Origin of the sequence: Phytobacter massiliensis JC163 (assembly GCF_000321045.1) — a bacterium.
Classification (GTDB): Bacteria; Pseudomonadota; Gammaproteobacteria; order Enterobacterales; family Enterobacteriaceae; genus Phytobacter_A; species Phytobacter_A massiliensis.
In genome coordinates, this window is sequence record NZ_HE578946.1 from 661,141 (window position 1) to 687,476 (window position 26,336).

The 26,336-nt window shown below is 56.8% G+C and carries 23 protein-coding genes and 2 pseudogenes; 14 read left to right on the forward strand and 11 right to left on the reverse strand.

Translation table 11 applies throughout. The features are described 5' to 3' along the window. Positions 1-66: 66 nt before the first annotated feature. From asrA to asrC, 3 genes are read left to right on the forward strand one after another with little or no spacing between them, the layout of a single operon-like run. On the forward strand, positions 67-1,116 hold the full coding sequence (gene asrA / locus ENTHG_RS13575; protein ID WP_044180496.1) for an anaerobic sulfite reductase subunit AsrA: 1,050 nt from the start codon (positions 67-69) through the stop codon (positions 1,114-1,116). Beyond that, positions 1,113-1,931, forward strand: a complete 819-nt coding sequence (gene asrB, locus ENTHG_RS13580; protein ID WP_044180498.1) for an anaerobic sulfite reductase subunit AsrB — start codon at positions 1,113-1,115, stop codon at positions 1,929-1,931. Before asrA ends, asrB begins: the two co-directional genes overlap by 4 nt. 11 nt (positions 1,932-1,942) lie before the next feature. Next, positions 1,943-2,965, forward strand: coding sequence for a sulfite reductase subunit C (gene asrC / locus ENTHG_RS13585; protein WP_044180501.1), 1,023 nt, complete (start codon positions 1,943-1,945; stop codon positions 2,963-2,965). Positions 2,966-3,018: 53 nt separating this feature from the next. Here the strand turns inward: asrC and ENTHG_RS13590 are convergent, their stop codons facing one another. From ENTHG_RS13590 to ENTHG_RS13615, 6 genes are all read right to left on the reverse strand, one after another. After that, positions 3,019-4,716 carry an amidohydrolase gene (locus ENTHG_RS13590; protein WP_044180502.1) on the reverse strand — a complete coding sequence of 566 codons (1,698 nt, stop codon included), beginning with the start codon at positions 4,714-4,716 and terminating at the stop codon, positions 3,019-3,021. 142 nt (positions 4,717-4,858) lie between these two features. Then, on the reverse strand, positions 4,859-5,197 hold the full coding sequence (locus ENTHG_RS13595) for a hypothetical protein (protein ID WP_052332709.1): 339 nt from the start codon (positions 5,195-5,197) through the stop codon (positions 4,859-4,861). Positions 5,198-5,528: 331 nt separating this feature from the next. Next, positions 5,529-5,909 (reverse strand): oxalurate catabolism protein HpxZ, encoded by a 381-nt coding sequence (hpxZ, locus tag ENTHG_RS13600; protein ID WP_044180504.1) that lies wholly within the window; start codon positions 5,907-5,909, stop codon positions 5,529-5,531. Beyond that, a complete protein-coding gene (locus ENTHG_RS13605; protein WP_044180506.1) occupies positions 5,909-7,303 on the reverse strand; it encodes an AtzE family amidohydrolase in 1,395 nt (464 codons plus the stop codon). The genes hpxZ and ENTHG_RS13605 overlap by 1 nt, the downstream gene beginning before the upstream one ends. Next, entirely contained in the window at positions 7,300-7,488 is a 189-nt protein-coding gene (gene hpxX / locus ENTHG_RS13610; RefSeq protein ID WP_044180508.1) for an oxalurate catabolism protein HpxX, read from the reverse strand. The genes ENTHG_RS13605 and hpxX overlap by 4 nt, the downstream gene beginning before the upstream one ends. 10 nt (positions 7,489-7,498) lie before the next feature. Next, positions 7,499-9,082, reverse strand: a complete 1,584-nt coding sequence (locus ENTHG_RS13615) for a gamma-glutamyltransferase family protein (RefSeq protein ID WP_044180510.1) — start codon at positions 9,080-9,082, stop codon at positions 7,499-7,501. Positions 9,083-9,247: 165 nt separating this feature from the next. Here ENTHG_RS13615 and hpxU point away from each other — a divergent pair, with 165 nt between their 5' ends. The 6 genes from hpxU (at position 9,248) to ENTHG_RS13645 (ending at position 16,759) form a co-directional block, all read left to right on the forward strand. Continuing rightward, on the forward strand, positions 9,248-10,087 hold the full coding sequence (gene hpxU / locus ENTHG_RS13620) for a MurR/RpiR family transcriptional regulator HpxU (RefSeq protein ID WP_044180512.1): 840 nt from the start codon (positions 9,248-9,250) through the stop codon (positions 10,085-10,087). 201 nt (positions 10,088-10,288) lie between these two features. Then, entirely contained in the window at positions 10,289-11,530 is a 1,242-nt protein-coding gene (locus ENTHG_RS13625; RefSeq protein ID WP_044180514.1) for a pyridoxal-phosphate-dependent aminotransferase family protein, read from the forward strand. Continuing rightward, positions 11,527-12,792 (forward strand): allantoate amidohydrolase, encoded by a 1,266-nt coding sequence (gene hpxK, locus ENTHG_RS13630; protein WP_044180516.1) that lies wholly within the window; start codon positions 11,527-11,529, stop codon positions 12,790-12,792. The genes ENTHG_RS13625 and hpxK overlap by 4 nt, the downstream gene beginning before the upstream one ends. Positions 12,793-13,014: 222 nt before the next feature. After that, the gene (locus ENTHG_RS13635) at positions 13,015-14,181 is read left to right on the forward strand and encodes an anaerobic sulfatase maturase (RefSeq protein ID WP_044180518.1); all 1,167 of its coding nucleotides are present in this window, start codon (positions 13,015-13,017) and stop codon (positions 14,179-14,181) included. Further along, positions 14,178-16,046: a sulfatase family protein gene (locus tag ENTHG_RS13640; protein ID WP_044180520.1), complete on the forward strand. Its 1,869-nt coding sequence runs from the start codon at positions 14,178-14,180 to the stop codon at positions 16,044-16,046. The genes ENTHG_RS13635 and ENTHG_RS13640 overlap by 4 nt, the downstream gene beginning before the upstream one ends. 83 nt (positions 16,047-16,129) lie before the next feature. Further along, complete coding sequence (locus ENTHG_RS13645) at positions 16,130-16,759, forward strand: hypothetical protein (RefSeq protein ID WP_237567483.1); 630 nt, start codon at positions 16,130-16,132, stop codon at positions 16,757-16,759. Between the two features lie 41 nt (positions 16,760-16,800). On the opposite strand, the gene ENTHG_RS13650 is transcribed toward ENTHG_RS13645, so the two are convergent. Next, positions 16,801-17,193 carry a nuclear transport factor 2 family protein gene (locus tag ENTHG_RS13650; RefSeq protein ID WP_052332710.1) on the reverse strand — a complete coding sequence of 131 codons (393 nt, stop codon included), beginning with the start codon at positions 17,191-17,193 and terminating at the stop codon, positions 16,801-16,803. A 92-nt stretch (positions 17,194-17,285) separates the two neighbouring features. On the opposite strand from ENTHG_RS13650, the gene ENTHG_RS13655 reads away from it, so the two are divergent. The 3 genes from ENTHG_RS13655 (at position 17,286) to ENTHG_RS13665 (ending at position 20,874) form a co-directional block, all read left to right on the forward strand. Further along, a complete protein-coding gene (locus tag ENTHG_RS13655) occupies positions 17,286-18,014 on the forward strand; it encodes a helix-turn-helix domain-containing protein (RefSeq protein WP_044180524.1) in 729 nt (242 codons plus the stop codon). A gap of 390 nt (positions 18,015-18,404) precedes the next feature. Then, positions 18,405-18,770, forward strand: a complete 366-nt coding sequence (locus ENTHG_RS13660; protein ID WP_044180526.1) for a hypothetical protein — start codon at positions 18,405-18,407, stop codon at positions 18,768-18,770. A 46-nt stretch (positions 18,771-18,816) separates the two neighbouring features. Then, positions 18,817-20,874 carry a pyrroloquinoline quinone-dependent dehydrogenase gene (locus ENTHG_RS13665; protein ID WP_421957799.1) on the forward strand — a complete coding sequence of 686 codons (2,058 nt, stop codon included), beginning with the start codon at positions 18,817-18,819 and terminating at the stop codon, positions 20,872-20,874. Positions 20,875-21,538: 664 nt separating this feature from the next. Here ENTHG_RS13665 and ENTHG_RS25600 read toward each other — a convergent pair. From ENTHG_RS25600 to ENTHG_RS13685, 4 genes and pseudogenes are all read right to left on the reverse strand, one after another. Further along, positions 21,539-21,796, reverse strand: a complete 258-nt coding sequence (locus ENTHG_RS25600) for a hypothetical protein (protein WP_044180530.1) — start codon at positions 21,794-21,796, stop codon at positions 21,539-21,541. Positions 21,797-21,923: 127 nt separating this feature from the next. Further along, positions 21,924-22,154: a hypothetical protein gene (locus ENTHG_RS13675; protein ID WP_044180532.1), complete on the reverse strand. Its 231-nt coding sequence runs from the start codon at positions 22,152-22,154 to the stop codon at positions 21,924-21,926. A gap of 452 nt (positions 22,155-22,606) precedes the next feature. Next, the gene (locus ENTHG_RS13680) at positions 22,607-23,302 is read right to left on the reverse strand and encodes an alpha/beta fold hydrolase (RefSeq protein ID WP_052332712.1); all 696 of its coding nucleotides are present in this window, start codon (positions 23,300-23,302) and stop codon (positions 22,607-22,609) included. 124 nt (positions 23,303-23,426) lie between these two features. After that, positions 23,427-24,318, reverse strand: a pseudogene (locus ENTHG_RS13685) (LysR family transcriptional regulator). A 119-nt stretch (positions 24,319-24,437) separates the two neighbouring features. On the opposite strand from ENTHG_RS13685, the gene ENTHG_RS13690 reads away from it, so the two are divergent. Then, entirely contained in the window at positions 24,438-25,946 is a 1,509-nt protein-coding gene (locus ENTHG_RS13690) for an MFS transporter (RefSeq protein WP_044180534.1), read from the forward strand. Beyond that, positions 25,939-26,297: pseudogene (gene vapC, locus ENTHG_RS13695) on the forward strand (tRNA(fMet)-specific endonuclease VapC). Before ENTHG_RS13690 ends, vapC begins: the two are co-directional and overlap by 8 nt. Positions 26,298-26,336 lie beyond the last annotated feature (39 nt).

A 26,336-nucleotide genomic window follows, 5' to 3' on the forward strand; every position in this document is an offset into this window, starting at 1 on the left:
TGCGCATCGCCTGGGCGCTTAATTTATAAATATTATTAATATTTTTTTCGCTTTGTGAGAATGCCAATGAACCTGAAAATAAAGCCTGATGAATTCAGCGAGCTTTTAAGTCGGCTGAATAAGGCGTGGCGGGTCTATGCCCCCAGTGCGGAATATCGCGGCGGGCGTTTTTCCGATACCGACAATGTGATTTATCAACCGGTCAGTGCGTGGTCAGATATTGTCTGGCAGGAAAAATCACATATGTCGCCGAATACGGTAATCACCCCGATTACCGAAACGTTGTTCTATTTTGATAAAGAGACGATTCAAATCGCGGAGGTGGATACTACGCCAATGCTGATATTCGCCCGCGCGTGCGATATTAACGCCATGTCGCGGCTGGATTATATGTATCTGCAAAACGGCGGCAACGCGGATTATAGCTATCAGCTGCTGCGCGACAAAATCCGCTTTGTGCTGATTGAGTGTGAAGAATCCTTCGACAACTGCTTTTGCGTGTCGATGGGGAGCAACCGTACGGAGGCGTGGTCGGCAGCGGTACGCTTTAGCGACGAGGGCGCGAAAGTCTGCGTGAAAGCGAGCGAACTGCTGCCGTTTTTCGCCAACCTCGGCGAGGCGTGCGACTACACGCCCGGCTTTGTCGAACAGAATAAAGAGCAGGTACGCACGCCGGACAGCGTTTGCGACGATCCGCAGAAAATCCGCGACATCCTCACCCACCACCCGCTGTGGCAGGCTTATGATTCGCGCTGCATCAGCTGCGGGCGCTGTACCACCGGCTGCCCAACCTGCACCTGCTACAGCCTGTTTGACGTGGCCTATGAAGAAAATCCGCAGCGCGGCGAGCGCCGCCGACAGTGGGCCAGCTGTCTGATACCGGGGTTCAGCGATATGGCGGGCGGCCACGGCTTTCGCCCCCAGCCGGGGAGCCGCCTGCGCTACCGCGCCCTCCATAAGGTGAACGATTATAAAGCGCGCGCCGGAACGCAGCATATGTGCGTCGGCTGCGGCCGCTGCGACGATCGTTGTCCGCAGTACATTAAATTTTCTTTGATTATCAATAAAATGACTGACACCGTTGAACAAGCCCTGGCGCAGGAGGCGAACCTATGAGCCAGCAATGTACCTTCCATAAGCCTGAACACCCTCTGTTACCGGCGGCTTACACCATTATTGATATCAAAAAACATACCGCGCTGGAGTGGAATTTCCGCGTGGCGACCGACCTTCCGGCCCGTCCTGGCCAGTTTGTCGAGGTCTCTTTGCCGCGGGTGGGTGAAGCGCCGATTTCTGTTTCTGATTACGGCGACGGCTGGATAGATCTGCTGATCCGTAACGTCGGTAAAGTGACCGGCGCGCTGTTTTGTCTCCATGTTGGCGACTCACTCTGGCTGCGCGGCTGTTACGGCCACGGCTATCCGCTGGAGATGTTCCGCCACAAACCGCTGCTGGTGGTAGCGGGAGGCACGGGCGTGGCGCCAGTAAAAGGTCTGCTGCGCTATTTCAGTGAAAATCCGGCTGAAATTGCCCGTCTGGATATCATTCTGGGCTACAAAAATCGCGACAGCGTGCTCTACAAAGATGAAATGTCGCTGTGGCGCAAAACGCACAATCTGATCCTGACCCTTGATGAGGGCGAAGAAGACGAGCAGCACCGCATTGGCCGGGTGACCGATTATCTCCCAACCCTTGCGCTACCCCAGCTTGCGCAGACCCAGGCTATCGTTGTCGGCCCGCCGGTGATGATCAAATTTACCGTTCAGATGCTGCGCGATCGCGGTTTTGCCCCGCAACAAATCTGGGTGGACTATGAACGCCGGATGGCCTGCTCAACAGGCAAATGCGGGCACTGCCGGATGGGCGATGTGTATGTCTGTGTCGATGGCCCGGTATTTAACTACGCCGGGGCCCAGGCTTTCGCTGATTAAGGAGCGCAACGATGAGTATGGATATCGATATTATCAAAGCCAGGGCGAATAACGAGTACCGGCTGTCCAAAGTCCGTGGCGAGGCGATGGTCAGCGTACGGGTGCCCGGCGGCATTCTGCCTGCCCATCTTTTATCCGTCGCCCAGCATATTGCCCAAACCTGGGGCAACGGGCAGATTCACTTAACCACACGGCAGAAACTGGCGATGCCGGGTATTCGCTATGAAGATATCGACAAGGTGAACGCCGCGCTGGAGCCGTTTATCCGCGAAATCGAGATGGAGATGTGCGACGTCGAGGTCGCGGACCCCAAAGCCGGGTATCAGGCGCTGGGGGGCCGCAATATTGTTGCCTGCCAGGGCAATCGTATCTGCCAGAAAGGGAATACTGATACCACCGGCCTTGCGCGCAGGCTGGAAAAGTTGGTCTATCCCAGCCGCTACCATCTGAAAGTGGTGCTGGCCGGCTGCCCTAACGACTGCGCCAAAGCCAGCATGGCCGATATCGGCATTATCGGCGTCGCCAGAATGCGTTTTAACGCCGAGCGCTGCATTGGCTGCGGAGCCTGCGTGAAAAACTGTAGCCACCATGCGGTCGGTTGCCTGAGCCTGAAAAACGGCAAAGCGTTTAAAGAACAGTCCCCCTGTATCGGCTGCGGCGAGTGCGTGCTTGCCTGCCCGACATTAGCCTGGCAGCGGGAGCCAGAGCAGCTTTATCAGGTGCGTCTTGGCGGCCGCACCAGCAAGAAAACGCCGCGCGTGGGTAAAATATTTCTCAACTGGGTAACGGAAGAGGTGATTACGCAGGTGATCCCTAACATCTTTGAATTCGAAAAAGAGATGTTAGGGGGCAAGCCAATTTACCTGCACATGGGGCACTTAATTGATAAAGGCGGCTACATGCGCTTTAAAGAGGTAGTACTTAACGGCGTTAAGTTCAACCCTGGCGCGTATGTCGCACAGCGGATGTACTGGGCGGAAGATGAGTATGTTGCAGGTATTCACGTGAAGCCAGCGGCCTCATCAGGGGGGTAAGCTTTTTGTGGTCTCAGGCGGGGAAGCCCGCCTGAGCTAGCCTGCCGTGAGGGCTATTTTTGCCAGACTATCTTGCCGTCAACCATCGTCATCAGCACTTCGCTTGCGCCAATTTCCTCATGCGCGACGGAGAAAATATCCCTGTCCAGTACCTGGAAATCCGCCACTTTCCCGACCTCAATCGATCCGCGAATATGCTCCTGGAACTCCTGCCATGCCGCGTTGATCGTATAAAGACGCACGCCATCTTCAACGCTTATCGCCAGCTCTGGCCTGATGACTTTGCCGCTGGAGGCCGATTTCCGCGTGACGGCTGCCTGAACCATCTGCCGCCAGTTGACCAGATCCATAATGCCGTCGGAGCCGCCCGCGACGACCACGCCGAGGTCGATGATATCTTTTAACCCCTTGCAGATTTCGCCTTTGATGCCGCAGGTCCGCGCCCGGCCTTCATAGTCATATGCCGGGCCGCTGGGGGAGGGCTGTTCAGAGAGCACAATGCCGTATTTTGCTGCCCTGACGAAATCTTCCCGATCGCCCATAGAGCCGTGCAGGACGTAATGGCGACGGTTCGGGCCGGGGCAGGTCTGCATCGCGGTGATAAAACCATTGATGGTCTCTTTCACCGCCCGATCGCCAACGGCGTGTACGGCCAGCTGAAAGCCGCGCTGATGCGCCAGCAGGATCATACGCTGCAGTTCCTCTGCCTGCTCCGCAGGGGTGGCCGTCGGGCCGCAAAATACCGAGCGCCCGGTGCAGCCCGGCTTGTCGGCGTACTCCTGGTTCATCCACGCCGTGTGCGACATCGGCACGCCGTCGCAGAAAATTTTGACCGTGTGGCAGTCCAGCCAGTTTCTGTCTTCGGAAATGGGGAAGGTGAAATTGTCCAGCTCACGCCGTAAGATCTCATAAGATTGCACCCCCTTGTCGGCACAGTAGAAGGCGATCGAGACGCGGGCGGTCAGTTTTCCCTCCTCCAGAAGCTGGCGGTAAGCGGTAATTCCCCGTTCGCCAGCCGCGCCGACTTCGCGGGTATTTTCCCCCGGCCCCATCGCGCCTTCGGTATAGCTGGCGTAGCCTTCTCGGTTCATAAACCGCTGGGCGGCGATAAAGTTTTCTTTAAGCTGCGCCACCGTCAGGCGCGGCATATTCTGCGTGACCAGCTGCAATGCCGGAATATCGAGGAAATTGCCGTCCGGTTCGCCGTCCGGAAATTTACCAATGTGGCCGCCTGTTGGGTCCGGCGTAAGGCGAGTCACCCCCGCGTTGAGCAGCGCCTGGCTATTGACCACGCAAGAGTGACCGTCCCACAGCACCAGAATCGTAGGGTGATCCGGCGTGACGGGGTCAATGTCCTGGCGCGTCAGGGAGCGGTTTTGCGCCGCGCATTCGGCAATGACGGCGGGGTTCAATCCGCAGGCGCGGATCCACTCCCCTGGCGGGGTGGACGCCGCCCGCTCGCGCAGCCGCTGATGCAGCTCGCTTAAGGTACGCACCGCGCTGCAATTGATACACTGCCAGCTGTCGGCAAGCCAGCCGATATGGACGTGGGCATCATGGGCGGCGGGTAAAATCAGTTTTCCTTCCAGGTTAATGACCTGCGTCTGCGGACCAATATGCGCCTCGATCTCGTCGTCTTCGCCGACATTAATAATCCAGCCGTTTTTTACGGCGATCGCCCGTTTAAAACTAAAGTGTTTGTCTACTGTCGCTACTTTGCCGTTGATGAACACCGTATCTGCAACTGTCATAACATTCTCCCTGTTTCGCTATGGCTAAGATAGTCTTGTTCATCGCGCTGTTAAACAAGGATTAAACGTGCGCCAGCGGGCAAACAGGGGCGGGAGAACGTATATTATTTTACTGACATAGTATTCAGAATTTATCCTGACGTTATTTACTTTTTCCGATCCAGGGACATATTTCCAGCTGACATATATGAAATAACGCACACTCCCCTGAGAACGGCTCCCGGTTACCGGGGCAGGCGAGCTTGTCGCGCAGAAGAGACCAGAAGGCAATCGAGTGGGGAAAGATATGGATAATCGCTAAACTACTGATTTTACCGTTAACAACCAGCCCGAACTGTGCCGTGCACAGGGTGTCGCCGGGTTGCAAAAAATAAGGCCCCTGGTAGCAGAAGATCAATTTAAAATTATTGGCGCTGATGGCGAGAGCGAATCCGCATTTTGTTTGAGGGCAGACCAGGTTTTGCAGAACTTCCAACTGCATGTTTCACACCTCCTGATATATACATGCATGTTTACCGTTATACATAAGGATAACGTTCTAAACATGTATGTCTAAAGCATGTACCTAACCTTTAATAAATTCACAAAAAAGAAAAACTTTGAAATTATTTGTAGACGAATAACTGAGGGGGTGATTTTATTTTCCAAATATTAGCGGGGAATAACGCCGTTTTATTGGTTAAATGCACAAACCTTTATTCCCGAATGACGTAAAGATAGGGATAGGCTGTTTTCCCGGATGCGGCTGCGCCTTATCCGGGCTACGTAACATCCTGTCAGATGGTAGCCCGGATAAGCGTAGCGCATCCGGGTTATTCCATCAGGCTCACCTGCGCCGCGACGATGCGCCAGCCGTCGGGAAAGCGCACCCAGCTTTGCTGCTGGCGGCCAGTGCGTTCGCTGCCTTCGCGGGTAAATTCGGTGCTGCACACCGCGTAATCATCGCCAAAGGTGGTGATCACGGTATTGCGCAGCGTTCTTGCCAGCCCGGCGGCGGGGCGCGCCGCACGGAAAGCGCGAATTTCCTCTATTCCGTAAAGGTTTTCACCCGCCCCCAGCCGTACCGTGCGGGGGTCATGCCAGAACAGCGCGTCCAGCACCGCAATATCATTACTGACCAGCGCCGTTTCGTAACGGTAAAAGGCCGCCGTCACCTCCGCCAGCACCTGCGGGCGGTTTATTTCCTGATGCATCAGTTGACCTCCGCAGGGCGGGCATCGGCGATGCCCTGTTCTTCCAGCGCGCGGGCGGCGCGCAGGCAGGCCTGTTCATTAAAGGGGGCGGCGATAAGCTGCAGGCCAATCGGCAGCCCGGAGGCGGTGCGCAGCGGCACGGTCACCACCGGCAGGCCGACAAACGAGATGGGCTGCGTCAGCATTCCCATGCTGGCGCGAACGGGCAGCGTCTCACCGTTAATCATCATCGTCTGTTCACCAATGCGCGTGGCGCAGCGCGGCGTGGCCGGTGCAATCAGCACATCCGCATGGTCGAACAGCGCCCTGATTGCCTGCTGCGCTTGTCGCCGAAAACGCTGGGCCTGAATATACCAGGCCGCCGGGATCATCGCTCCGGCCAGCAGCCGCTCGCGGGAGTGCGGCTCGAAGCGCTGCGGCTCGCGGCGCAGGGCGGGAAGATACTGGTTGCCCCCTTCTGACGCGCTGAGGATAAAGGCCGCCGAACGGGCGAGTTCCGCTTCGGCAAACGCCAGTTCTTCGCCTGCGTCAAGCGCGTGCGCCGCCCGGCTGAGGGCCGCTCTGGCGTCGTCATCGCACCAGCGGGTAAAGAAGCCGCCAAGCACCGCGCAGCGTAGCCCGTCCAGCCCGCGGGTCAGCAACGGCAGCGTCGCCTCACCGGGATGGCTGGCCTGAAAGGCATCGCTGGCGTCCCGGCCCTGCAGCGCATCATAGACGGCTGCCAAGTCGCTGACCCGCCGGGCGAACGGCCCGATATGGTCGAGGCTGGCGACGAACGGATGGCTACCGGCGCGTGACAGGCGGCCAAAGGTGGGTTTAAGGCCAAAGATGCCGCACAGCGAGGCGGGAACGCGGATAGAACCATTGGTGTCGGTGCCCAGGGAGAAGTGCACCAGCCCTGCGGCCACCGCCGCCGCTGAGCCGCCCGACGATCCCCCGGCAATGCGCGTCAGATCGTGCGGGTTGCGCGTTGCGCCGTAGTGGCTGTTCTCGGTGGTAAAGCCGTAGGCGTAGGCGTCCATATTGACCATTCCCGACAGCAGCGCGCCCGAACGCCGGAGCTGGCGCACGGCATAGCTGTCCTGTTCGGCGGCAGGGCGCTGGCTGAACAGTTCGGCCCCCGCCAGCGTCGTATGCCCCGCGACGTCGAACAGGTTTTTCGCCGCCCAGGGAATGCCCGCCAGCGGCGGCAGCGGCTGCCCCGTCTGGCGCAGGGCATCGATACGCTTCGCCTCGTCCAGCATCCGCGATTCGGTCACCGTCGTCCAGGCGTTGAGTTGCGGGTTGGCCAGGGCAATGGACGCCAGCGTCTGACGGGCTATCTCCTGGGCGCTCAGATCCCCGGCGGCCAGCGCCTGGCGCACGCTGGCAATACTCATCTCATGTAGCTTCATGCGCTGTACACTCCGGCTATCTCCAGGCGGTCGTCCAGTTCAAGGGCCATTAGCGGTTCGGCCATTGCCGCAATGCGGGTGAACTGGATGACCAGTTCCGCCCGCCGCGCGTCATCAAGGGTAATACCGTGGATGGCGGTCATCTGCGCCAGGTATATTGCCCAGTCGGGCTGTGGGTTATCCATGTCGCTCTCCTTAAAAACCGGCGGCGGCGCCGTTGCTGCGTGGATCGAACGCGCCTTCAAACAGGCCCGCAGGATGGCGGACAATGGCGCCAGCGTGGCCCATCGCCTCGGTAAAATCGGCGAGCTGTTCCACCTCATGGCCCAGCTGCCGCAGGCGATCAAGGGTTTGCGCAGAGAAGCGGCCTTCGAGTTTTAAGGCGTCCGAGCTTTGCCCCCAGGTGCGCCCCAGCAGCCAGCGCGGGCGGGAGATGCTCTCCTGTAGCGGCACGCCCTGCATCACGTAGCGGGTAAAAATCGCCGCCTGGGTTTGCGGCTGGCCGTCGCCGCCCATTGAGCCGTAGACCATCACCCGCCCGTCGTTCAGCCGCGCGGCGGCGGGGTTGAGGGTGTGGAACGGCTGTTTACCTGGCGCCAGCGCCAGCAGGTGGCTGGGGGTCAGGCTGAATGACGCCCCCCGGTTTTGCCAGACGATGCCGGTATCGGGCAGCACCACCCCGCTGCCAAACTCGTGGTAAATGCTCTGGATAAACGACACGGCCAGCCCGCTGCTGTCCATAGTGCCCATCCACACGGTATCCCCTGGCCCTTTGCCTGCGCCCCAGGGGGCGGCCTGCTGCTCATTGACCTGTTCCGCAAGGCCCTGTAGCGCCGCTTCGCTAAGCAGGCTCTGCATGTCGGTTTTCAGATGACGCGGGTCGGTGATATGGCTGTCGCGCAGGCTAAACGCCAGCTTGGTGGCTTCAACAATGCGGTGGATGGTGGCGGCGTCATCGGCCTGCGCCATCGCCAGACGATCGGTGATGCCAAGTATCGCCAGCGAGACCAGCCCCTGGGTGGGCGGCGCCAGGTTCCACACGTCGCCGTGGGAGTGGCGCAGATGCAGCGGCGTGACGTGGCGCGCCCGGTGCTGCTGTAAATCTTCCTGCGTCACCGGCATACCGAACTGCGCCATACCGCGCGCCAGGCGCTGTGCCAGCGGCCCGCGATAGAAGCTGTCCAGCCCCTCCTCAGCCAGCTGTTGTAGCGTGGCGGCAAGGGCTGGCTGGCGAAACAGGCTGCCCGCCGCAGGCGGTTCCCCATTGATTAAATAGGTGTCGGCGAAGCCCGGCACGTCGCGCAGTTCAGCCAGCTTACCGACGGTCGCCAGGGCCTGGGAGTGCGTCACCGGCGCGCCGTCACGGGCGTAGCCGATGGCGTCGGCCAGCAGGCGGGGCAGGGGCAGCGCCTTGCCGGTAAGCGAGTGTGAAACCCTGAGCGCCTCGTCCCAGCCGCTGACGGTGCCGGCGACGGTGAGCGCCGAGCGCGGGCCGCGATGGGGGATTTGCCGCACGTCGCCGTAGGCGGCAAGGGTGGCCAGCGAACCTGCCGCGCCGCTGGCGTCAATGGCGATGGGCTCGCCTTCCGGCGGCACAATCAGCCAGAAACCGTCGCCGCCGATACTGTTCATATGGGGGTAGACCACCGCAATGGTCGCGGCGGCGGCAACCATCGCTTCGATGGCGCTGCCCCCTTCGCGCAGAACTGCCAGCGCGCTCTGGCTGGCGAGATGGTGGGGAGCGACCGCCATCCCGTGGGTGGAGATGTTACTTTGCATTGAGCTTCCTTATAACCAGACCGGGTAACGGCAGGTTGCAAAAGCTGTTCCATAACTGAACCGAAAGTTTCAACTGCGCCAGCACGGCCCATTTTGAGCGGAGCTGGCATACATTGTGAAAGAGAAAACGGTATAGTGCGATGAAACGAAAGTTACAGAGGTTTTATGGAACAGCTTGATGCACGTCTGAAGGGGCAGTATGCCGCCTTATCACCCCAGGAGCAGCGGGTGGCTGATTTTATTTTCGACCATTTTGATGACCTCATTAGTTACAACAGCGCAGAGCTGGCGCAGCTGAGCGGCGTTTCGAAAGCCACCGTCAGCCGCCTGTTTAAACGGCTGGGCTATGAGAAGTATAAGGACATGCGCGACGAATTGCGTACCCTGCGCCAGAGCGGGATGCCCCTTGCCGACCACCGGGACGCGGTGCAGGGCAATACGCTGCTGGCCCGCCATTATAAGCAGGAGATGGCGAACCTCACTCAGTGGGTCAACGCGCTGGACGCGCAGCAGTTTGCCGGGGCGATAGCGGGGATGGTAAAGGCCCGGCGGTTAGTGGTTATCGGCATGCGTAACTCCTGGCCTGCGGCGCTACACCTGCGCCAGCAGCTGTTGCAGGCACGGGGCCAGGTACAGGTGCTGCCCCAGCCGGGGCAGAGCCTGAGCGAGGAACTGGTAGACCTGACCGCGGATGATGTGGTGATTGTGATGGCCTTTCGCCGCCGCCCGCGCATTATCCGCCCGCTGCTCCAGCAGCTTCAGCGCGACGGCATTCCGGTGCTGCTGATGTGCGAGCCGCAGGCGCACGCCCTGCTGCCGCTCGCCCGCTGGCGGCTCTGCGCGCCGCTGGATAGCGTGTCGGCCTTCGACAGCTACGCGGCGGTAAACAGCCTGATTAATCTGCTGGCCAATGCTTTCTTACATGAAACGCTTGAGCGGGGCCGCCCGCGGATCCACCGCATTGCCGACCTGTATCAGCAGTTGGATGAACTGGAGCAGCGATAATGGGGCGTCACGGCGGTGAAGGTGCACTAAATTGGTGCGCTCGAACAGGCGGTTGATCTGGCTTTTTCCCGCTATCTCTTACGGTTAACCAGTGGTGAGCTTGCGCGATGTGTGGCACATTAGTTGCAGAAACGTTTTTATAGAACCTTTTGTTTCATCCCGACGTAGCCCGTTCATTGTCCAGTACCTGAGGAATGCCATATGGATATCACGCAATTTGCACAAATTAATCCGCCGCAGCGCCTGCTGATGGGGCCGGGGCCAATCAACGCCGACCCGCGCGTGCTGCGCGCCATGTCGAGCCAGCTTCTTGGCCAGTATGACCCGGCAATGACCCACTACATGAACGAGGTGATGGCCCTCTATCGCGGCGTGTTCCGGACGGAAAACCGCTGGACGATGCTGGTGGACGGGACGTCGCGCGCAGGTATCGAGGCAATTCTGGTTTCGTCTATCCGTCCTGGCGACAGGGTGCTGGTGCCGGTCTTTGGCCGCTTCGGTCACCTGCTGTGTGAAATCGCCCGTCGCTGCCGGGCGGAGGTGCACACCATTGAGGTGCCGTGGGGGGAAGTCTTTACCCCGGATCAGGTGGAAGACGCCATCAAACGCGTGCGTCCGCGTCTGCTGCTGACGGTGCAGGGGGACACCTCCACGACCATGCTGCAGCCGCTGGCGGAGCTGGGGGAGATCTGCCGTCGCTACGACGTGCTGTTTTATACCGACGCCACCGCTTCGCTGGGGGGAAACCCGCTGGAAACCGACGCCTGGGGGCTGGACGCCGTTTCCGCCGGGATGCAGAAATGCCTGGGCGGGCCGTCCGGTACGTCGCCCATTACGTTGAGTCCGCGCATGGAGGAGGCGATCCGCCGTCGCAAATGCGTGGAGGAGGGGATTCGCACCGACGCGCATCACGACGGCGTAGAGGAGATGATCTACTCCAACTATTTCGATCTCGGCATGGTAATGGACTACTGGGGGCCGGAGCGGCTTAACCACCATACCGAAGCCACCACCGCCCTGTTCGGCGCGCGCGAATGCGCCCGGCTAATCCTCCAGGAGGGGCTGGATAACGGCATCGCCCGCCACAAACTGCACGGCGATGCGCTGCTTAAAGGCATTCAGGCGATGGGGCTGGAGACCTTCGGCGACCTGAAACACAAAATGAATAACGTGCTTGGCGTGGTCATTCCCGCCGGGATCAACGGCGACCAGGTGCGCAAGCTGATGCTGGAGGATTTCGCCATTGAGATTGGCACCTCGTTCGGCCCGCTACACGGCAAGGTGTGGCGTATCGGCACCATGGGCTACAACGCGCGCAAAGACTGCGTGATGACCACGCTCAGCGCCCTGGAGTCGGTGCTCCACTATCTGGGCTTCGCCACCGCCCAGGGGGCGGCGATGCAGGCCGCATGGGATCACTATCGCAACGGGACCGCCGAATGAATCCAGTTAGCTCTCTTGCGGCGGCAGAACGCGTAATGGCGCGGGCGGATGCGCTGGCGGCCATCAGCGAAACGCCCGATGCCCTGACCAGGGTCTACCTCTCCCCGCAGCATCTGCAGGCGAATCAGCGGGTCGGGGAGTGGATGAGCGAGGCGGGAATGGTCGTCTGGCAGGACAGCGTCGGCAACATTTGCGGACGCTATGAAGCCGCGCAGGAGGGCGCGCCGGCGGTGCTGCTCGGCTCCCATCTGGACACGGTGCGCAACGCCGGGCGCTACGACGGGATGCTTGGCGTGCTGGCGGCGATTGAGGTCGTGGCGAGCCTGCATCAGCAGGGGCTGCGCCTGGCGCAGGCTATCGAAATCGTGGGCTTTTGCGATGAAGAGGGCACCCGGTTTGGTATTACGCTGCTCGGTAGCCGCGGCCTGACGGGGAGCTGGCCGCAGGGCTGGCTGGCGCAGACGGACGCCAGCGGCGTCAGCGTCGCGCAGGCGATGGTCGCCGCCGGGCTCGATCCGGCGCGCATCCATCATGCGGCGCGCCAGCCGGAGGCATTCAGCTGTTATCTGGAACTGCATATTGAACAGGGGCCGTGTCTGGAGCAGGCGGGGCTGGCGCTGGGCGTGGTGGAGGCTATCAACGGCGCGCGGCGGCTGAACTGCCGTTTTACCGGCGAGGCCGGGCACGCGGGCACGGTGCCGATGGCCCAGCGTAAAGATGCGCTGGCCGCCGCCGCCGAGTGGATGACGGTCATTGAACGCGCCACGCTGGAGCAGGCGGGCAACCTGGTCGCCACCGTCGGGGATCTGCGCTGCCTGCCTGGCGCAGTGAATGTGATCCCTGGGGAGGTCTCCTTAAGCCTGGATATCCGTGGGCCGCAGGATGCGCCGCTGGATGCCCTGCTGAACGCATTGCTTGATCGGGGGCAGGCGATAGCCGCGCGTCGCGGGCTGACGTTCGCTGCCGAAGAGTTCTACCGTATCGCCGCTACCCCTTGCGACGCCAGCCTTCAAACGCTGCTGACCGGGGCGGTGCAGGCGGTACAGGGCGCATCGCTGTCGCTGCCGAGCGGCGCGGGCCACGACGCCATCGCCATTGCCGAACGCTGGCCGGTGGGGATGCTATTTGTGCGCTGTAAGGGCGGCGTTAGCCACCACCCTGCGGAGTCGGTAACGGCGGCGGATGTCGCGCTGGCTATTGCGGCGCTGGGAAAAGCCGTCAGCCACTATGGTCAGCCTCTGTGCGGCGACGCCGGGCGCTGACAACACGGCAGACCGGTGCGCAATAGCCGGTCTGCCGGGCGCCTTTTTATCCGCATTGACCACTTTTTTGCCAGTAAGCCTGTGTTTTCTCTACATAATTGACATAAAAAAAGGTTGTTTGACGCAAAACAGGTTAGAGGGCTATTAGTTACACTTGAAATTATATCGGTAATGAAAATCGCCTTATTATCCCGCCATAGTAAGTAGCGAGTAGCATGGCCGATGATAAATATTTTTAATACCGTGGCGAAACCCGGCGGTAATCTCTGTAATTTGCAGTGCGAATATTGTTTTTATCTGCAAAACACTGTTCCGCGGCCAGCGAATCCCGTCATGGATGATAAAACGCTAGAAGCGTATATCCGCAATACCCTTATTTCGACGCCCGGGGAACATGTCGCCTTTTGTTGGCAGGGGGGCGAACCAACATTATGCGGACTGCCCTTTTTTAAAAAAGTTGTTGAATTACAGCAGCAGTATCGCGGCAATAAAACGGTTCACAATAGCCTGCAAACCAATGGCATTTTGCTTAACGATAGCTGGGCGCGCTTTCTGCGCGAGCACGGCTTTCTGGTAGGGCTGTCCATTGACGGCCCCGCAATATTGCATGATGCCTGGCGCAAGAGCCGGGCGGGGAAACCCACTTGGCACAAGGTGGTTCGCGCCCTCCACGCGCTTCGGCGGCATGAGGTGCCGGTCAACGCCATGGTGGTGGTGAGCCGCCAGTCAACGCCGCTTGCGAAAGAGGTGTATCACGCGTTAACCCGCGAGCTCAATCTCCGTCATCTGCAGTTTATTCCGCTGGTAGAAGCCCAAACGCCCTGGACGGTGACGCCAGAGGGGTGGGGACGTTTCCTGCGCGATATTTTCGACCAGTGGCTGGAAAACGATGTCGGGAAGGTCTTTATTCAGTTTTTCGACGACCTTCTTGGCGTGTGGGCAGGAGAGCCCGCCACCCTGTGCACCATGCAGCCTCGCTGCGGCCAGAGCCTGCTGGTGGAGAAAAATGGCGACGTCTACAGCTGCGATCATTATGTCTCACCTGAATACAAACTCGGCAACCTGACGCAGGACCCGCTGGCGACGTTAGCCGGTTCGCCATTCCAGCAGCGGTTTGGCCTGGCGAAAGCGCAGCTTTCAGCACGCTGTCAAGCCTGCCCGTGGCGGTTTGCCTGCCACGGCGGGTGCCCTAAACACCGTACGCTTTTGCAGGACGGCGAATATCAAAATTACCTGTGTGAAGGCTATTTATCCTTTTTCCGCCATATCACCCCTTATATGAATGTCATGCGAAAGCTTTTATTAAACCAGCAACCTCCGGCGCTGGTGATGAATTTTATCCCGGAGATTCGGGAGCATGTGAGTAAATTAACGGAGCTTGAACGTTGAAACAAAAAAACGAAATTAACGAAAACCGTCGCGATCTCTTAAAAGTCTTTGGTATTGCCGCCGCTGCCAGCCTGTTACCCGAGACAGGCAACGCCGCGCCAGCGTGCGCAAAAGAGAAACCCGCCTGGGATGTGCCTTTTACCGGCCCTGTCCCGGAAACGCTGCCGGAGGGGTACAACATTTTACTGATAACCTGCGATCAGGAGCGTTTCTTCGACCGCTACCCCTTCCCGGTGCCGGGGCGGGAACGGCTGATGAAAACGGGCGTGACCTTTACCAACCATCAAAATACCGCCAATGTGTGCACCCCTTCGCGTTCGGTGATGTATACCGGCCTGCATATGCCGCAGACCCGAATGTTCGATAACCTTGGATTCCCGTGGATGAAGTACGATCTCGACCCGCAATTACGCACCGTAGGCCATATGATGCGTGAGCTAGGCTACTACTCCGCCTATAAAGGAAAGTGGCATTTAACGCAGGAGATAGAGAGCCCTGTTGCGGGTAAACGAGATGAGGATGTGGATACCGGCGATATCCCGGTGCCGCGTTTGCACCAGATTATGGATAAATATGGTTTCTCTGACTATCACGGTATTGGCGATGTGATTGGCAAGAGCAAGGGGGGCTATTTTTTTGACTCGGTGACCGCCGGGCAGACAATAAGCTGGTTGCGTAATACGGGGCGAACATTAAATGACGATAATAAGCCCTGGTTTGCCGCCGTTAATCTGGTGAATCCGCACGACGTGATGTTTATTGATACCGATGAGCCCGGCGACAAAATTCAGTGGAAAGGGCCAATGGATGCGGAAAACCATACGCTGCTGCCAACACAGCCGCCCCATAATCGGCTTTATCAAAAGAGCTGGCCGGGCTACCCGCTGCCCGCTAACCGCCACCAGCCGCTGGACGAACCCGGCAGGCCTGCCGCCCATAAAATATACCAGGAGGCGAGGGCGGCGACGGAAGGGCAATTCCCCGACGAAGATCGACGCTGGCGTAAGCTGCTGGATTATTATTTCAACTGTATCCGCGATAATGACCAGCACCTTGAGGCGATTCTCAATGAGCTGGATAACTTGGCCCTCACCGACAAGACCATCATTGTCTTTACCTCGGACCACGGTGAGTTAGGCGGAGCGCATCAGCTGCACGGTAAAGGCTCGTCGGTTTATAAAGAGCAGATCCATGTGCCGATGATCATTCGCCATCCGGCTTATCCCGGTAACGTTCGCTGTAACAGCATTACCAGCCACCTGGATTTAGTGCCGACGCTGGTGGGGTTAACCGGCTGCGATAAATCCGCGCGCGATAAGGTGCTGGCGGGCAGAAAAGGACGTGATATGAGTCGCCTGCTGGCGCAGCCGGAAAAGGCAGGGGTAAACGCGCTTCGTCCCGGCTCGCTCTATTGCTACGGCATGATTTTATATATGGATGCACAGTACATCAGGAAGTTCAGAGCGCTGAGCGCGAAGAAGCTGCCGGATGCGGAATTCAAAAAAGAGATGGCGAAGCTGCACCCTGATTTTTCGCATCGGTCGGGCATCAGGATGATCAACGACGGGCGCTATAAATTCGCGCGTTACTTCTCCCTCAAGCAACACAATACGCCGAAGACGCTGGAGGCGCTGCTGGCGAATAATGATGTCGAGCTGTTCGATATCATTAATGACCCGGATGAGAACATTAACCTGGCAATGGAGCCGCAGAAACATCAGCAGATCATTATGGAGATGAATGAAAAGCTGAATCAGCTGATTGCCGATGAAATCGGTCAGGATGACGGAAGCTATATGCCGCCATTTGATGGCAGCCGCTGGAACCTGACGGCGGCCGAGATGCACCAGTATATGCGGGATTAACCGCCCCCCCTCTTTGGCAGAATGGCCTGCCAAAGAGGGGCCTCGCTTAACAGCCTGTCACTGCCGGCCCCTTTGCTACAATATTGTTGATAAATCTCCTAAAATCATCACCAACAATAATAAATGAGCCTGGGTGCATGGTTTACTACTCATTTGAAAACAAGGCAAGAAAGTACATTTTTGTGCTGGGGCTTTTCGTGGTTCTGGGGGGCGGATTCAGTTATCTGCTTTGGGCCTCGCATATCGGCATGCGCATGGTGTTGATGAAATCCATTCCCGACTGGCTGACCAGTATAACGGTGGGGTGCATTTTTGGGCTTATCCCGGCAGGCAGAGTGGCCTGGTTTCGCCCTGTTGGTAAGACGTCAGGGTACATTTTTCAGGTGTTTTTTGGCGGTTTCTGCCTGGGGCTGGTGCTTTCTTTGAATATTTTTGATGTCTGGAGTTACCTGTCACCCGGTAAAATCGTTCACTATGATTCGGAATATGAAATTACCTTTCCCGGGCCTGCTGTCGCCAGATTCAGCCATTGCGAAGCAGGGCTGTGGATCAAGGATGCGCCTACCCGCAATTGGATCCAGCTGTGCACCAATAAAAAAGCCTTAGCGTCCGGGCGCAAGCCGGGGATGAATGCGGTAAGGGTCACGGCCCGGACGAATCATTTAGGCAGCTATATCGTCGACTATCAGTTTGTTAATACCAAAAATAAGTAGCGTTGCAGCGTAATATGCAAAGCCCGGTAGGCGATTGGATATTACCGCTTTGTGGCAAAATCCCGGTCGGCGGTGTTCCCTGTTATCATCCGGGTTAACTCTTCACAGCGGATAATTTTCCCTGCCGACAGCGTGAACTTAGCGAAGACTTCAAACTCGCTTTTTTCACCCTGGCGTTTTGCCACATCGACAACATGGTGGGTAAATACCGTATCGCCCTCTGCAATAACAGACTTCACGGTGATGTTAATCATGGTGGTTAACGACTTCAGGGTCGCCATATGTTTAACAAAGTCCCGGTATCCCAGTTGGTGCCCGTCCGCTGTCTGTTGGTAAGCGGGGTCAAAATAGCGGGCGATGCGGCCCTCGTCATGTTCTGCATGGCAGACTACGTTTTCCAGTACCTCAATAACCGTTTTACTTGCGTTGTTCATTTGTCTCTCCTCTTAAAGAAGAAACACTCTACGGGAAAGGCTGAACGGGGTAATATCCGTATAAAGACACTTTTTACGGCTAACCGGCCATAATGATGGAAACGCAATTATTCAGCTATAGCGCCCGGCACACCACGTCCTGGCATAAACACACTACCGGGCAGCTCTACTGGCTTAGCCAGGGCATGATGATCATTGAAACTGCGCGCGCCCAGTGGACCGTTACGCCCGGGTCGGTGGGGTGGTTTCCCCCCGGTTTGCATCACCGTGCCTGGGTGCCAGCAAACGCGACGGGAAACAGCCTTTATCCCGACGCTATGGCCTGCGCTCGCTTTCCGGGTCATGCGGGGGTGTATGGCGCCGATCCCTTTATTATTGCCTTACTGGATCGGTGCCGGAATAGCCAGGCGCACTCCGCAGAAGAGTATCCCGCCCTGCTGGTGAAACTCTTAGGGTACGAGATGGCGCAGCGCGCTGCGTTACCGCTTGAGTTAACGTTACCGACCGATCGTCGCGCCCGGAATGTGGCCAGCGAGCTATTAAAAAATCCGGCAAGTACGCGTGATCAAAGCCAGCTGGCACAGCAATGGGGACTTAGCGTCAGAAGCCTTAGCCGACTGTTTAAAGAGCAGACCGGCCTGAGTTTCAGCCAGTGGCGACAGCAGGCAAAAGTTGTGGCTTCCCTTCAGTGGGTGCTTGCCGATCTGCCGGTCAGTGAGGTTGCAGCCCTGAGCGGCTACAGTAACGTCAGCGCATATATAGACGTTTTCCGGCAACGTTTCGGGAAAACGCCAGCGCAGATGAGAAGGCTCATTCAATAAATAAAGAGCCCTGTGACGCTGTTAAAAAAATTGTTTTTTATCTGCGGGTAATAAAAAATACATGGCTTTAAGTAAGGTAATTCTCATAGCATATTACTGCAAACTCTTTTCTTTAAAGGAAATTCCCGCCTTTTACCGACCAGCATATCTTTGATGTCATGGGCTCCGCCCGCTGGGATATGCAGGGGCTGCTCTGAAACCCGGCAGGGGCATCCCTTTTTCCTGCTGGTGCAGGCCAGACACGACTAATCGCCCAGACAAAAATCCTTCTTCTATACTCAGTTACGTTTAGTGAGCTGTGCGGCCACGGTTGCCCTGCGTGATTCACAGCCGCGTCGCTCACTTTTACGCCATAAATAATTGTTTATTTTTGATAGGGGATTTCCTGGTATGTTGCAATCTCAACCCTCACGCCTCGGCAGTATTCTGCTGCTGCTGGCCGCTGTGGTTGGCTTCGCGGTGGCTTTATATGCGTGGCTGACCCCGCTTACCGGCGTTACCGGTACTATCGGCGCCCTGGGTGTGGCGGTCGCCTGCGTACTGCTGGCGCTGCTGACCTTACTCCTGCGTCGTGCTTCCCGCGGAGGAATGCGCGTTTTCCTGATTGTTATCACCCTCGTGGTGTTGTTCGGTATTGGTTTTGCCGGTGCGCTGCTGCATCAGTACGCCATTCCCGCAGCAATGGTAGTCGGCCTTATCGGTCTGATTGCGCTGAGCAGCAATTCCGTTCGTCCCGATCATCGCGTAAGAGCCTGAGGAGCCGCCCGTGCATAGTAATCATTCACCCTTACTGAAAGTCAGCATGACGGCGCTGGCGCTGCTGGTCGCTCCGCTTACGCTACATGCAGAGGAGAAAGCCGCTGAGGCATCGCAGGGAACCCAGGAGAAGCTGAACGTGGATGCGGCCGATCAACAGGCGCCGGGCACCACCAAAACCACTGACGAGGCCTCAACGGGCAACAATGATGGACAGAAAGTCGCCTCTGCCGCCCAACCGGCGACGCCGCTGGTGCCTTCAACCGCCACGTGGGACAGTTTTCATGGCCAGCTCAACGCGCAGAAATACAGCCCGCTGACGCAAATTACGGCGGAAAACGTCAGTAAATTAAAAAAAGTCTGGGAGTATCATACCGGCGACGTCTCTGACGGCAAAGGTGATACCCCGGCCACCGTCTGGTCCGCTACGCCCATTTTCGCCAACGAAACGCTCTATATCGGTACGCCTTTCGATCGCCTGATTGCCCTCGATCCCGGTACCGGCAAAGAGAAGTGGCACTACGACACCAAATCGCCGCGCAAAGCGCTGACCCAACCGGTGCTAAAAAACCGTGGCGTATCGTACTGGCAGGCAAAAAATCCGGTCGCCGGCGAGGCGTGCCAGAAAATTGTTTACATGGGCACCGTGGACGGCAAGCTCTATGCGCTGGATGCGGATTCCGGTAAGCCATGCAGCGGCTTTGCTGACAACGGCGTGCTCGATGTGAACCAGTGGAACACGGTCAACGCCAAGTTCCCGCTGTCAATCCTGCAGCCGCCTACCGTGGTCGGTAACCATCTGCTGGTGGGCTGGGCAGGTAAAGACTGGGCTTACGCCGAAGCGCCTCCGGGCACGGTTTTCTCGATCAATGCCCAGACCGGCGAGCGTGAGTGGACCTTTGACGCGATTCCGGCAGACGTTCGTCAACGCACCGGTACGGCTAACGTCTGGACCCACATGTCTGCCGATGAGGCAAACGGTCTGGTCTATCTGCCGGTTTCCTCCCCGTCACCTAACTACTGGGGCGGCAACCGCGTTAAACCCATTCCGCTTGGCACCTCCACTACCGCACTGGACATCAATACCGGCAAGGTGGTCTGGTCTCGTCAGTGGGTGCATCACGACGTATGGGATTACGACATCAACTCTGCGCCGACGCTGATGGACATCACCGTCAACGGCAAGCAGATCCCGGCGCTGGTTCAGGCTACCAAGCAGGGCTTCCTGTTTGTGGTGAACCGCCTGACAGGGGAGGATGTCTGGCCTATTGAGGAGCGTCCTGTACCGCAGGGCGATGGTTCGGTGCAGGGCGAAGCGCTCTCGCCAACGCAGCCTTTCCCGACGAAGCCTGCGCCGCTGCTCGATCAGTCGAAGAAGCCAGAGATCTGGAAGCTGGCGGATATGGTAGGGGCCGGACAGTGCTCGCGCCTGTGGGATAACCTGAGCTATGAAGGTATGTACACGCCGCCTACCACGAAAGGCGAAGGCGCGCTGACCTACCCGGACAGCGCCGGTGGCGTGCAGTGGGGCGGGGTGGCGTTCGATCCGCAAAAACAAATCGCTATCGTCAACACCTCGCATATTGTGCAGTACGTGAAGCTCTATAGCCGTGAGGATTACGATAAAGCGGATAAAAACGCTGGCAACGAGAGCGGCTTTGCGCCGCAGGAAGGCGCGCCTTACGGTATGCGTCTGCTGGTCGCGGATAACTGGCTGGGCATGCCGTGCTGGAAGCCGCCGTTTGGTGAAATCGTCGCGCTGGATATGCACACGGGCGATGTGAAGTGGCGTCGTCCGGTTGGCGCATCGCAGCAGTATGGCTTCTTTATGCCGGAAAGCTGGGGCTCGCCCACTATCGGCGGCCCGGCTATTACGGCAGGCGGCGTGATCTTTATCGGCGCTTCTATGGATGCCAAAGTCCGCGCCTATTCGGTGGAGAGCGGTGAAGAGCTGTGGTCCGATCAGGTCGAAGCGCCTGCGGTAGCGAACCCGTCGGTCTATGAGTACAAAGGCCGTCAGTATGTCGCCTTCGTCGCTGGCGGGAACACCATCCTCAAGGATCAGGTGGGCGATCAGGTGGTGGTGTACGCGCTTCCTGAGTAGCCGTCTGGCATAACCACTCTGTACCGCGTGGGGCCTTATGGCCCCACTTTTTTTTGCGGGCTAGCCAGGCGTAAAACGTCCTGCCTGAAATAATCACGACCTGTAATTGCCTCTCGCGCGGCAAACGGCAACCGCAGCCGTGCGGCGTGGTTTGTCGACGAATCGACGCCGGGCGCTGGTCACCGGTTCGCCAACGTCTGGCCGGATGACGAGATGTGTAAGAACTTACCTGGCCTTCAGGCGGGCATTTGCTTGTGGAGTGAAAAAAGAACAATACTTAAAGGGGGATAACTTAAGAAAAATAATTAATAAATGCAGGTTATGGTAATGAAGTAATCATTGGTTAATTATTTTATTTAATTCGCAGTCTTATTCCGTGATGTTTTTGTGCGGATACCTTACGGGTTTTTTAGTACATAAAAAATCTCTATTTCATTCCTCATTGGCTGTGGCTTCAGGCGTTATGTTTACTTATTTAGTCTCGGGGGTAAATCAAAATGAGTATCTTTTACTCCTTGAAGGTGTACTGACAGGGGCAGGTTTAGGTGCAATTGGTGGAGCTTGTGCTCTAATGGTAAGAAAGCTCCTTTGTTCGCAATAATAAAGGTGAAACAGCTCCTTTATCTGCCACCAGAAGAAGCAACAGGAGTAATACATAGCATAGTCATGCCGGTTTATCGTTATAGCTGGGCATGATGTTCAGAGAAGGAATCTGCTGTCCCCCGGATAAGCGTGGGCGTAATGCGTTCAGCCACTGCCTGGCAGAGGCGATACCCACCAGTTTTTCTTCACTGAACTCGTTACGAGCCATAATGGCCAGTTCGGCAATAAGTGAAGTCACTGTAATTTCTTTCGTGCCAACAGCGAGTCTCAGGGATGCTTCGCCTATGATGGTCTGGCGCTCATTTTCTTCGTTTAACAAAACCGTCGTCTCCACTGCTATGAGTTACCTACATTTACTGTAGTTCATCGCAGGAAGATGCGCGGACTCAATCGTTATTAGATCACAGTACGCTGTCAGGCGGTCTCTGAATGAAAGCGGTCTACGTTCAGCTTTTTATAAACAGCAGCTTTAGTAAACTCTCGGTAGCGTGTTTTTCTTCCCGGGTGGTGGCCCTGGCACTGTAGGCAACGAGCTTGATACAGATATTTTTTCGGGTTAATGCCAGACCAGAATACAGAATCTCCCGAACAATGGAACCCACGATCTTTTTTTGACTCAGGGTCCGTGAATCGTCAAAAAGAGCGGGATCGGTGAACTGTAGCGGTTTACGCGGCATACTTTCCTCGGGTAATTTCGTAGCACGGCAGGCAATACTATAAACTTATACAAAAATTTGTATTTTGTATAGGTTTGCAAGGGAATAATTCTTCGTGCCCGGCTCAAGCAAGCGACGTTATGTAGCGTAAAACGTCGGTTGCGTGCCAATGGACAGGAGGCGTTTGCCGTACCATTCGCTTTTCTGAATAGCCATGATGGCGGCGATGAGTGAACAAAGCATGACACGCCTTTCGCTGTATTTATGGAAATGTGCCTCAGCACCCCGGTTCTTGCCCCTGAGGATCGACGGAAGCTGGATACCTGGATGCGGGAAGACAAAGTTGCAGATAAACTTTTACGGGCGTCTTTACCGCAGGGTTGGGATATTGGCGATAAAACCGGCGCGGGAGGATAGGGTTCACGCGCTATCATCGCGGCCGTTTACCCTAAAGGGCAGCCGCCTAACTTATTTCAGCAGGATAAGCACCGTTCAAAGGCAGAGTGCGCACTCTCGTATAATGTCTCTGAGGCCATCAGCTGTTCCCAGACATTATTATGACCCGCCTCGGGAAGTGTCAGAAGCTGACTGTGAGAAGCGTGAATGGCTGATGAAACAAGCCGTTGCGGGATTTCAGGAGGAATGATTGCGTCTTTCCCGGCGGCAATAACCAGTAAATTCCCGGTGAATGCTGCGGCCATATCCCATGCGTCTGTTTCCTCCCAACTGCGGAATTTGCGTATGATCTTTGAAAAATCCGCGCCAAACTTAACCTGACCGGCTGAGGCGGCATAGACCCCTGGCACCATAAGTATGAGGGATTTCAGTTGAAGCCTTTGACTCAGCTGCAGCGCATTGTACGCCCCCATACTCGTGCCCATACATCCTGTAACCGCCAGCCCCCGGTGAGCAATCACCGCTTCCGCCTGCAGCGTGCGACTGTAAAGAGACGATTCGTGAATGTCGCCGCCCGTTTCGCCATGGCCTATAAAATCAAACAGAGTGGTGCCAAAACCTAATTGGTCCATAAGGACGCGGTACTTGTAAAAAACCTTTCGATCTTTTCCGCCGCCATGCAGCATCAAAATATGCCCATTGCGCCCGAAGGTGCTTTCGGCACAAAGTGCGTGACCAGGAAAAGGCACAGAGTAGAACTGGCTCAACATCATACGCCCGGCTTTAAAAAAAGATGAATAGTCCTTTTTAGCAAACTGGATTCACCCGCGCAATGCTGGCTCTGTGCCAGACACGAACGAACATATTATTTCAGCCAGCACGGCCTGCCGATAAGGATTATAAAGAGAGGCCTGACTCGGCAAGAAAATCGACAAAGCAGCGTATTCTCGGCGAGAGATACCGGCTGGCCGGCCATAGCGCGGAGAAGTATCCCTGCTTTATACAGTCTCCGGGCAATACCTCTTTCAACTGACCCGCCGCCAGAGGCTCGCGGACAGCAAAATCAGGGATATAGCTAATCCCCATGCCCGCCATGCACAGACGAACAGCAGCCTCAATGTTATTTACCGTCAGAGCAGAAGCCGCCTTGATATCCGCAGCTGGCCGCATCCCCCGCAGTTCCCAGGGCTGGAGCAGCCCCGTTGAAGGAAAACGGAAAAAAATACATCGGTGTTCCGTCAAATCCTCAGGCGAGCCGGGTTGACCATACTCCTTCAGATAAGCAGGGCTGGCGCAGAGAACAAAACGAAAATCACCCAGCTTTTTTAGATTTCAGTCGGGAGTCAGCCAGTTCACCGCTTCGTATGGCCACATCAAATCCTTCATCGATGATGTTTACCAGCCGGTCGCTGAAATCCAGATCCAGTTCCACTTGAGGATAGCGGCGTGAAAATTCCGGCAGGTGAGGGAGGACTAACCTGTAGCCAATCACCGGAAGTGAGACCCTGAGCTTGCCGGCGGGCTGCGCGGCACTGTTCGTCAGTTCTGACTCCGCCTCGTGTAACTGCTCAAGAATATGCTGGCAGCGGATTAATAAAGCCGCCCCCTCCGCTGTCAGGCTGACGTTTCGCGTGCTGCGGTTAAAAAGGCGTACGCCCAGTTTGTTCTCCAGTCTGGCGACGTTTTTGCCAACCGCTGAGGCTGAAATGCCCAGCAACCGGGCCGCCTGTACAAAGCTCAGCGTCTCTGCTGTTCTGACAAACGAAGTAAGAGAGGTCAGACTATCCATCTATTATGAACTTAATGTCCGCTAAGAAGGTATTTCCAGTCTATTTATTCACGATATTGTCTGCAATAACATCGCTGCAATTTGTTAGCCCACCTGCTTCGGACACTTAAGGTTATTCAATGACAATTGCAACCAGCACGCTCAGCCGACACGCCCGGATTATGGCTGCCTTTTCTGTACTCCTGGCGGCGGTATTACTGCCGTTAAGTTTTACCGGAGGCGTCATCTCTACGCCCGCCATCCAACGCGCTCTTGGCGGCTCGCCTGCCGCGCTGTCGTGGCTGACCAATGGATTTATGCTCCCTTTCGGCAGTTTTCTGTTGTCGGCAGGCGTTGCTGCGGATATCACCGGCAGAAAACGCATTTTTGTTGCGGGTGCGGCCCTGTTTTGTTTTAGCAGCGCGATGATCGGCCTGACACAACATATTTTGATGGCTGGGTTACTCCGGTCACTACAGGGGTTGGCGGCGGCCATGATATTAGCCAGCGGCAGCGCTGCGCTTGCCCGGCTCTATGAAGGCCCCGAGAGGACGCGCGTATTCAGTATGCTTGGCACGCTGTTTGGCGTGGGCTTAGCGTTCGGCCCTGTGGTAATTGGTTTTATTACGGATGCGCTGGGCTGGCGATGGGTATATGCCATGCTAGCGCTGCTTTCAGGGATGGTATTACTGATCGGGCTGGTGTTTTTGCCTGGCGCAGAAAAAAGCCAGCAGCAGAAACCAGATGGCGCAGGGCTGATATTATTCACCGCAGCCCTGATGTTGTTTACATCAGCGGTCATGCTTATCCCGGCCTTTGGCTTTTTTTCGCTTACCGTACTCGCCCTGTTCCTGTCGGCCATGCTGCTATTCATTGGGTTTGTGGTGCGATGCCAGAACACTCCAAACCCTGCTCTGGATATTTCCCTGCTGCTGCGCCCGTGCTTTGCCGGTATTCTGCTGCTGCCAGTCGCAACATGTTATTGCTACGTTGTGCTGCTGATAATTATCCCCCTGCATTTTATGGGGGGTGACGGCATGAGCGAGGCCCGCAGCGCTCTTTATCTTCTGGCGCTGACCTCTCCGATGCTGTTTTTCCCTTCCGTGGCCGCTATGCTGACCCGCTGGTTTTCACCGGCAGCCGTTTCTGCGACGGGACTCATTATTGCCTCTGCCGGGCTGCTTTTCCTCGGCTACGCCCTACAGAGTAGCAGCAGTTATTTTCTTCTGTTTTCACTGTTTATCACGGGTGCCGGAGCCGCGCTTCCCTGGGGGCTGATGGATGGTCTGGCCCTTTCACTGGTTCCGGTTGAGAAAGCCGGGATGGCAGCTGGTCTTTTTAATACCGTGCGTGTTGCCGGAGAGGGGATAGCCCTGGCGATGGTTTCAGCATTTTTGACGGAAATGAATGCGTTAAATTTGCAGAAAACCGTTCACGGATATGCGCCAGACGAGATTCATCATGCCGCAGCCTGGCTGGGCGGCGGCAATACCGAGCGGGCTGCGGCGATATTGCCCGCTATTTCACGAACGTTGCTCCGCGATAGTTATGACTCTGCCTATATGTTTCTGTTCAGAGTACTGGCAGCTGTCACGCTGGCCTGTGCGCTGATAGTCTGGATGATGTTGGGCCGAAAAGCGCCTGAATAAACCGCAGGCCGTCCGTGAGGCGTTTAACCAGCATTACGGGCGGATGTGTATCAGTTATCTCACGCTGATAGCGCTGATTTACGGCGCGGAAAAGTCCGCCAGCCCGAAGAAAAACTGCGCGTGGTCGAAGGATTCATCGCCCGGCTGGAGGTGCTGAATTATGGTATCGATGCGGCAGTTCAGACAGGGCAAATCCGGGCTTTACTGGCAAAAGCAGGTACGCCCGTTGGCCCGTATGACAACATGATTGCCGCCCACGCCCGCGCACTGGGTTTGATTCTGGTGACGAATAACACGCGTGAGTTTGAACGTATCAAGGGATTACGCCTGGAGGAGTGGAGTGTTGGTTGAATAGAACAGGGTTATTGTTCTGCAATCTGCTTCGCGTCA

Bases quoted from the DNA above. Each gene is read 5' to 3' on its own strand.
- asrA (WP_044180496.1), top strand. From the start codon at position 67: ATGAACCTGAAAATAAAGCCTGATGAATTCAGCGAGCTTTTAAGTCGG.
- asrB (WP_044180498.1), top strand. From the start codon at position 1,113: ATGAGCCAGCAATGTACCTTCCATAAGCCTGAACACCCTCTGTTACCG.
- asrC (WP_044180501.1), top strand. From the start codon at position 1,943: ATGAGTATGGATATCGATATTATCAAAGCCAGGGCGAATAACGAGTAC.
- ENTHG_RS13590 (WP_044180502.1), bottom strand. From the start codon at position 4,716: ATGACAGTTGCAGATACGGTGTTCATCAACGGCAAAGTAGCGACAGTA.
- ENTHG_RS13595 (WP_052332709.1), bottom strand. From the start codon at position 5,197: ATGCAGTTGGAAGTTCTGCAAAACCTGGTCTGCCCTCAAACAAAATGC.
- hpxZ (WP_044180504.1), bottom strand. From the start codon at position 5,909: ATGCATCAGGAAATAAACCGCCCGCAGGTGCTGGCGGAGGTGACGGCG.
- ENTHG_RS13605 (WP_044180506.1), bottom strand. From the start codon at position 7,303: ATGAAGCTACATGAGATGAGTATTGCCAGCGTGCGCCAGGCGCTGGCC.
- hpxX (WP_044180508.1), bottom strand. From the start codon at position 7,488: ATGGATAACCCACAGCCCGACTGGGCAATATACCTGGCGCAGATGACC.
- ENTHG_RS13615 (WP_044180510.1), bottom strand. From the start codon at position 9,082: ATGCAAAGTAACATCTCCACCCACGGGATGGCGGTCGCTCCCCACCAT.
- hpxU (WP_044180512.1), top strand. From the start codon at position 9,248: ATGGAACAGCTTGATGCACGTCTGAAGGGGCAGTATGCCGCCTTATCA.
- ENTHG_RS13625 (WP_044180514.1), top strand. From the start codon at position 10,289: ATGGATATCACGCAATTTGCACAAATTAATCCGCCGCAGCGCCTGCTG.
- hpxK (WP_044180516.1), top strand. From the start codon at position 11,527: ATGAATCCAGTTAGCTCTCTTGCGGCGGCAGAACGCGTAATGGCGCGG.
- ENTHG_RS13635 (WP_044180518.1), top strand. From the start codon at position 13,015: ATGATAAATATTTTTAATACCGTGGCGAAACCCGGCGGTAATCTCTGT.
- ENTHG_RS13650 (WP_052332710.1), bottom strand. From the start codon at position 17,193: ATGAACAACGCAAGTAAAACGGTTATTGAGGTACTGGAAAACGTAGTC.
- ENTHG_RS13655 (WP_044180524.1), top strand. From the start codon at position 17,286: ATGATGGAAACGCAATTATTCAGCTATAGCGCCCGGCACACCACGTCC.
- ENTHG_RS13660 (WP_044180526.1), top strand. From the start codon at position 18,405: ATGTTGCAATCTCAACCCTCACGCCTCGGCAGTATTCTGCTGCTGCTG.
- ENTHG_RS13665 (WP_421957799.1), top strand. From the start codon at position 18,817: ATGACGGCGCTGGCGCTGCTGGTCGCTCCGCTTACGCTACATGCAGAG.
- ENTHG_RS13675 (WP_044180532.1), bottom strand. From the start codon at position 22,154: ATGCCGCGTAAACCGCTACAGTTCACCGATCCCGCTCTTTTTGACGAT.
- ENTHG_RS13680 (WP_052332712.1), bottom strand. From the start codon at position 23,302: ATGATGTTGAGCCAGTTCTACTCTGTGCCTTTTCCTGGTCACGCACTT.
- ENTHG_RS13690 (WP_044180534.1), top strand. From the start codon at position 24,438: ATGACAATTGCAACCAGCACGCTCAGCCGACACGCCCGGATTATGGCT.